This is a genomic window from Pseudomonas sp. p99-361 (assembly GCF_003935475.1).
GTDB lineage: Bacteria > Pseudomonadota > Gammaproteobacteria > Pseudomonadales > Pseudomonadaceae > Aquipseudomonas > Aquipseudomonas juntendi.
Genome location: NZ_RHQO01000124.1, coordinates 1 through 5,798, shown reverse-complemented (window position 1 = coordinate 5,798; position 5,798 = coordinate 1). Strand labels below are relative to the sequence as shown.

The following is a 5,798-nucleotide window of genomic DNA, read 5'->3' as shown; positions in this document are numbered from 1 at the left end:
CGTAACCGTCCGGCCAACTCACCTTCCTGACCCCGACGCCAAAGGCGATGGTGTCCACCTAATTTAAGTGGACACCATTTCTAGCCTTTTAAGCGGGTCTTTCCATGCAGTCACAACGCCGTTCCTATTCAAAATCCTTCAAGGCCCAAGTTGTCCAAGAGTGCGCCCAGCCCGGCGCATCGATTGCCAGCGTCGCGCAGAAGCACAGCCTTAACGCGAACCTCGTACATAAATGGATTAGGGTACTCACGAACAAAACTATGGCGCTGCAACCTGCTTTCATTCCAGTGCCCTTGCCGCTAGCCGGAGGACATTCGCAGGCAGCTTCATCAAGTATCTGCATTGAAATCCAGCACCCGCGTGGCACCGTCAAAGTGAACTGGCCGACCGAAAGCGCTGTCGCCTGTGCCACCTTTCTGCGAGACCTGTTGGAATGATTCGGATCGATGCCATCTGGCTTGCCACCGAGCCTATGGACATGCGCGCCGGTACCGAGACCGCGCTGGCCAGGGTGATCGCGGTGTTCGGTGTGGCGAAGCCGCACTGCGCATACCTCTTCGCTAATCGCCGTGCCAACCGAATGAAAGTCTTGGTGCATGACGGTGTGGGCATTTGGCTGGCAGCGCGACGATTGAACCAAGGCAAGTTTCATTGGCCCGGCATCCGTCACGGATCGGAAGTCGAACTCGATAACGAGCAACTTCAAGCCTTGGTACTGGGTTTGCCGTGGCAGCGGGTCGGCGCAGGCAGCGCGATCACAGTGCTTTAGCCCCTGCCATTAGCCCATCGGTTTATCGCTGTTGACGACCTGCTCTGACACAATCAGCGGCATGACTTCCTCGCCCAATCTCGACCAGATGACACCGGAACAGCTGCGCGGCTTGGCCGAACAGGCTATGCAGTTGCTGTCCCAGGTCGACTCCATGAGCCAGAAAATCCAACGCCTCGAAACGGTCAACGAGCAACTGGCTCATGAAATCGCCATCCTCAAGCGACACAAGTTCGCCAAGCGCAGCGAGCAACTGAGCCCCGACCAAGGCAGTCTGCTTGATGATCTGCTCGATACCGATATCGCAGCTATCGAAGCCGAGCTGAAGGCAGCCAATCCGCCGGCCGCACCGGCCGAGCCACGTCATAAGCCCAAGCGTGCACCACTGCCGCCGCAGTTTCCGCGAACCGTGATCCGTCACGAACCAGAGAATACTCAGTGCGTGTGCGGCTGCCAGCTTCAGCGAATCGGCGAAGACGTCAGCGAGAAGCTCGATTACACTCCGGGCGTGTTCACAGTTGAGCGGCATGTGCGTGGAAAATGGACGTGCCGTCAGTGTGAAACACTGATCCAGGCGCCTGTACCGGCCCAAGTGATCGACAAGGGCATCCCGACCGCAGGCCTTTTGGCCCACGTGATGGTGGCGAAGTTCGCCGACCATTTACCGCTGTACCGGCAGGAGAAGATTTTTGGTCGGGCCGGACTGCCCATCGCCCGTTCGACACTGGCGCAATGGATCGGACAGACCGGTGTGCAGCTCCAGCCTCTGGTCGATGCGCTGCGTGAGCATGTGTTGGCCCAGGGCGTGATCCACGCCGATGAGACCCCGGTTCAGATGCTCGCACCAGGCGAAAAGAAAACCCACCGCGCTTACGTGTGGGCCTATAGCACCACGCCTTTCTCGGCCCTAAAGGCCGTGGTCTACGACTTCAGCCCCAGCCGTGCCGGCGAACATGCGCGTAACTTCCTGGGCACGTGGAACGGTAAGCTGGTCTGCGATGACTTCGCCGGCTACAAGGCCAGCTTCGAGCTGGGCATCACCGAAATCGGCTGCATGGCCCATGCACGCCGCAAATTCTTCGACCTGCATGCAGCCAATAAAAGCCAGTTGGCGGAGCAGGCGCTTCACTCGATTGGCGGGTTGTATGAAGTCGAGCGACACGCCAAGGAAATGAGCGACGAAGCCCGCTGGCGATTACGTCAGGAAACAGCGGTGCCCATCGCTGAAAAACTGCATGAGTGGATGTTGGCCCAACGCGAACTTGTGCCCGAGGGTTCGGCCACGGCCAAGGCCCTGGATTACAGCCTTAAACGCTGGGTAGCGCTGACGCGCTACCTGGAAGATGGTGCTGTGCCCATCGACAATAACCAGATCGAGAATTTGATCCGGCCGTGGGCGCTTGGGCGCTCGAACTGGTTATTTGCCGGGTCGCTGCGCAGTGGAAAAAGGGCGGCGGCAATCATGAGCCTGATCCAGTCGGCGCGTATGAATGGGCACGATCCGTATGCCTATCTCAAGGATGTACTGATGCGGCTTCCGACACAGCGGGCGAGCGAAATCACGCAATTACTCCCGCAGCATTGGATGCTTGCCTGAGGCAGGCTAAGTGGACTTCGCCAAATAGTCAGCTCAAAGGCTGATTGGCATCAACAATTCGGAAGCGACTTTTCTCAGCATGTAGGTTTCGCGCAGAATTGACTGCCCCATCGAAGACTCGTGACGCTGCATGACGGCTTCATTGTGTGCGATGGCTTCATGCAGGTTGATCCAGACAGGCCGCATACCATTAGCGATTTCGTGGCTTTCCATTCTCACCGGCTCTAGCTGGGGCGCTACTTCGCATTGATAAAAATGCGAGGTCATGTGCATCAGATCGTACTGTGGCTTTTGGTAGGGCCGGTACTCCTCGATGTAACCGTAGTGCTGGAGCACCTGTATTTCACGAGCACCAGTCTCTTCCTCAAGCTCACGCTTCAGGCCTGCGACAATGTCCTCGTCACCATCAAGGCCGCCTCCAGGAAAGCTGAAATCGTTATAGCGCTCGGTGAACAGCAACAGGATCTGTTCACCCCGCATCACGATGCCGCGAGCTGCATGTCGACGGAATACTCTGCCCTGCTTGGATTTCAGCTCGGGGTGAACAATTTCAGTTATGAGTTGCATGTGGTCTCGTAGCGGCAAGATCAGTTAGTCATCGTCCAGGGTGGCCACGGTATTTCCTCAGTTCTGGAAATACTGTGGCCAGTGGAACTGGCTCAGCGAAGCAGCAATAAGGGTACAGTGGATGTACGCAGCATCGTCGTGGTCGTGCTGCCTATCAGAAACTGCCTGATGCGTGAGTGCCCGTACGCCCCCATGACCAAGAGGTCAATGCCGTGCTCTGCCTGATACGCATGCAGTGTGGACTCTACTTCGCCTGGGCGGATCTCGGAATGCACCAGCGAGCCGGAAGACGCAAGCGTGGTTCGTGCCTTCTCCAGCGCGTTCTGGTTGTCTTCAGAATCCGTTCCAACCATGACGATATGAATTGGCAGGCCTTCGCACAGCGGGCTTGAAGCAAGCATCTGTAAGGTCTTGTGGCCTGTTGCGCTGCCGTCAAATGCCACCATGACCGTTTCAGGTTTCCTGAAATGGCTGGTTGTAATCAGGGTGGGGCGGTGGATAGTTCGGACTATCGCTTCAATCTGGCTGCCAAGACTTTGGGCACTGCGCGTGCTGTCCTCACCGACTCTTCCAATCACCAGTAACCGAATATCGTCTTGGAGATCGCTCAGGCTCTCGACGAGATGGCCATGGCGCTGCTTCATATCAGGTGACATGGCGCCAGAGTGAACTGTTCGCTCGCGAGCTTTTTCAAGCATGTGCTGCCCATGCTCCAACGCCAGTTTTGCCCGCTGCGCATCCAGCATGGCCAACTCTTCCAGCAGATGTTCTCTGCTACCGAGACCGATATTGCCGCTGAGGTCAGCGGATGCAGGATATTTCTCCTTATCCAGCACATGAAGCAAGGTCAGGGGAGCGCTGAGTCGTTGCGAGGCCCATGCTGCGTAATCGCAGACCGCCAATGAGGATTGTGAGTTATCAATGCATGCCATTACGCGGGTCATTGTCGTTCTCTTTAGTGGCTCATGAGCTTGTCGATGGCACCGGGTTTGTCATGCACGCCGAAGCGGTCAACGATTGTCGCGCTGGCTTCATTGAGACCGAGCACTTCAACCTCAGCGCCTTCGCGTCGGAACTTGATCACGACCTTATCCAGCGCTGCGACGGCGGTGATATCCCAGAAATGCGCCTGTGTGAGATCGATGGTGACCTTGTTGAGCGCCTCCTTGAAGTCAAAAACCTCAGTGAACTTGTCCGCAGAGCTAAAGAACACCTGGCCCACGACGCGGTAAGTCCGATGCGATTTCGTCTCTTCAAGAGTGCTCTTGATATCCAGGTAGTGCCCGACCTTGTTTGCGAAGAACAGGGAGGCCAGCAGCACACCTACCAGTACGCCGTAAGCCAGATTGTGAGTGGCCACGACGACCACGACGGTCGCCACCATGACGAGGTTGGTCGACAGCGGATGCTCTTTCAGATTACGCAAGGAATCCCAGCTAAAGGTGCCGATGGACACCATGATCATCACAGCCACGAGTGCCGCCATAGGGATTTTGGAGAGCCATTCGCCAAGAAATACCACCATCAGCAGCAGGAAAACGCCGGCACACAATGTCGAGAGACGGGTGCGGCCACCAGATTTCACGTTGATGATCGACTGGCCGATCATGGCGCAACCTGCCATGCCGCCAAGCATGCCGGCAGCGATGTTGGCCACACCCTGGCCTTTGCACTCGCGGTTTTTGTTGCTGGTGGTGTCGGTAAGGTCGTCGACGATGGTCGCGGTCATCATTGATTCGAGTAGACCCACTACTGCCAACGCAGCCGAGTACGGGAAAATGATGCGCAGGGTTTCAAAATTCAGCGGAACTTCAGGCCAGAGGAAGATCGGGAGCGTATCAGGCAGTTGGCCCATGTCACCGACGGTGCGGATATCCAAACCGAGGTAAATGGCGATGGCAGTCAGCGTCAGAATGCACACCAATGGAGAGGGAATCACCTTGCCGATTTTCGGTACATACGGGAACAGGTAGATGATTCCCAGGCCCGCAGCGGTCATGGCATAGACATGCCAGGTGACATTGGTCAGCTCAGGCAATTGCGCCATAAAAATCAGAATCGCTAATGCGTTTACGAAGCCGGTGACTACCGAGCGTGAAACAAAGCGCATCAACGAGCCGAGCTTCAGGTAGCCGGCAAGGATTTGAAGTACGCCACATAGTAGCGTCGCGGCCAGCAGGTACTGGAGTCCATGCTCTTTTACCAGCGTAACCATCAGCAGTGCCATGGCGCCTGTCGCCGCCGAGATCATTCCGGGGCGCCCGCCGACAAAGGCGATGACAGCACAGATACAGAAGGAGGCGTAGAGACCGACTTTGGGATCTACCCCGGCGATGATGGAAAAGGCGATGGCTTCCGGGATCAGCGCGAGTGCGACCACCAGCCCCGCGAGCACGTCGGCACGGACGTTGGAAAACCACGTTTGTCTAAGTTTTTGCAGCATATAAATATCCAAGGCAAAGCATCGCGCACGCCAAGGGAGTGGCGAGCGAATCGATACAAATTCAAATTTTGAGGATTTTTTGCTGTGTGCTTAAGGTGTAAAACCAGGCGTACAGCAGTGAGCACCCGCGAGCGAGGCTAGCGGAAGCAGGTTGTTGCGAGGGGGCGTAGCGCTAAGGCGGCGTAGGCTGCCAGTAGATCGTTTGGAGTACAGTCATGCTGATGTTCCTGTAGCTCAAGGGGTATGCGGAGCCGAAGTATACAATGAAGCCATCGTCGATTGCGACCCGCTGGCAGGCTCTGCATGACCTACGTCAGATACAGGCTTATTCAATGGGTATACCTGCGGGCAAGGCTTTGTTTTCCACCCGTTCTTGTCCGAGCTGGTCTGTGTGCTGAGGGGTGAGTTGGCCAGACGGTTAC

Annotated in this window: 6 protein-coding genes; 3 read left to right on the top strand and 3 right to left on the bottom strand. The window is 56.5% G+C overall.

From position 1 onward, the window contains the following. The first annotated feature begins 104 nt into the window (after positions 1 to 104). The 3 genes from EGJ22_RS25540 (at position 105) to EGJ22_RS25530 (ending at position 2,366) form a co-directional block, all read left to right on the top strand. On the top strand, positions 105 to 437 hold the full coding sequence (locus tag EGJ22_RS25540; RefSeq protein ID WP_009684096.1) for a transposase: 333 nt from the start codon (positions 105 to 107) through the stop codon (positions 435 to 437). Next, complete coding sequence (tnpB, locus tag EGJ22_RS26745) at positions 434 to 769, top strand: IS66 family insertion sequence element accessory protein TnpB (RefSeq protein ID WP_009684097.1); 336 nt, start codon at positions 434 to 436, stop codon at positions 767 to 769. Before EGJ22_RS25540 ends, tnpB begins: the two co-directional genes overlap by 4 nt. A gap of 61 nt (positions 770 to 830) precedes the next feature. After that, entirely contained in the window at positions 831 to 2,366 is a 1,536-nt protein-coding gene (locus EGJ22_RS25530; RefSeq protein ID WP_009684098.1) for an IS66 family transposase, read from the top strand. 33 nt (positions 2,367 to 2,399) lie between these two features. Here the strand turns inward: EGJ22_RS25530 and EGJ22_RS25525 are convergent, their stop codons facing one another. The 3 genes from EGJ22_RS25525 to EGJ22_RS25515 form a co-directional block, all read right to left on the bottom strand. Next, complete coding sequence (locus tag EGJ22_RS25525; protein WP_009684099.1) at positions 2,400 to 2,933, bottom strand: NUDIX hydrolase; 534 nt, start codon at positions 2,931 to 2,933, stop codon at positions 2,400 to 2,402. A gap of 92 nt (positions 2,934 to 3,025) precedes the next feature. Further along, positions 3,026 to 3,877 (bottom strand): universal stress protein, encoded by an 852-nt coding sequence (locus tag EGJ22_RS25520; protein WP_012316922.1) that lies wholly within the window; start codon positions 3,875 to 3,877, stop codon positions 3,026 to 3,028. An 11-nt stretch (positions 3,878 to 3,888) separates the two neighbouring features. After that, positions 3,889 to 5,376 carry a SulP family inorganic anion transporter gene (locus tag EGJ22_RS25515; RefSeq protein ID WP_009684101.1) on the bottom strand — a complete coding sequence of 496 codons (1,488 nt, stop codon included), beginning with the start codon at positions 5,374 to 5,376 and terminating at the stop codon, positions 3,889 to 3,891. Positions 5,377 to 5,798: the final 422 nt, after the last annotated feature.

Bases quoted from the DNA above. Each gene is read 5' to 3' on its own strand.
- EGJ22_RS25540 (WP_009684096.1), top strand. From the start codon at position 105: ATGCAGTCACAACGCCGTTCCTATTCAAAATCCTTCAAGGCCCAAGTT.
- EGJ22_RS25530 (WP_009684098.1), top strand. From the start codon at position 831: ATGACTTCCTCGCCCAATCTCGACCAGATGACACCGGAACAGCTGCGC.
- EGJ22_RS25520 (WP_012316922.1), bottom strand. From the start codon at position 3,877: ATGACCCGCGTAATGGCATGCATTGATAACTCACAATCCTCATTGGCG.
- EGJ22_RS25525 (WP_009684099.1), bottom strand. From the start codon at position 2,933: ATGCAACTCATAACTGAAATTGTTCACCCCGAGCTGAAATCCAAGCAG.
- tnpB (WP_009684097.1), top strand. From the start codon at position 434: ATGATTCGGATCGATGCCATCTGGCTTGCCACCGAGCCTATGGACATG.
- EGJ22_RS25515 (WP_009684101.1), bottom strand. From the start codon at position 5,376: ATGCTGCAAAAACTTAGACAAACGTGGTTTTCCAACGTCCGTGCCGAC.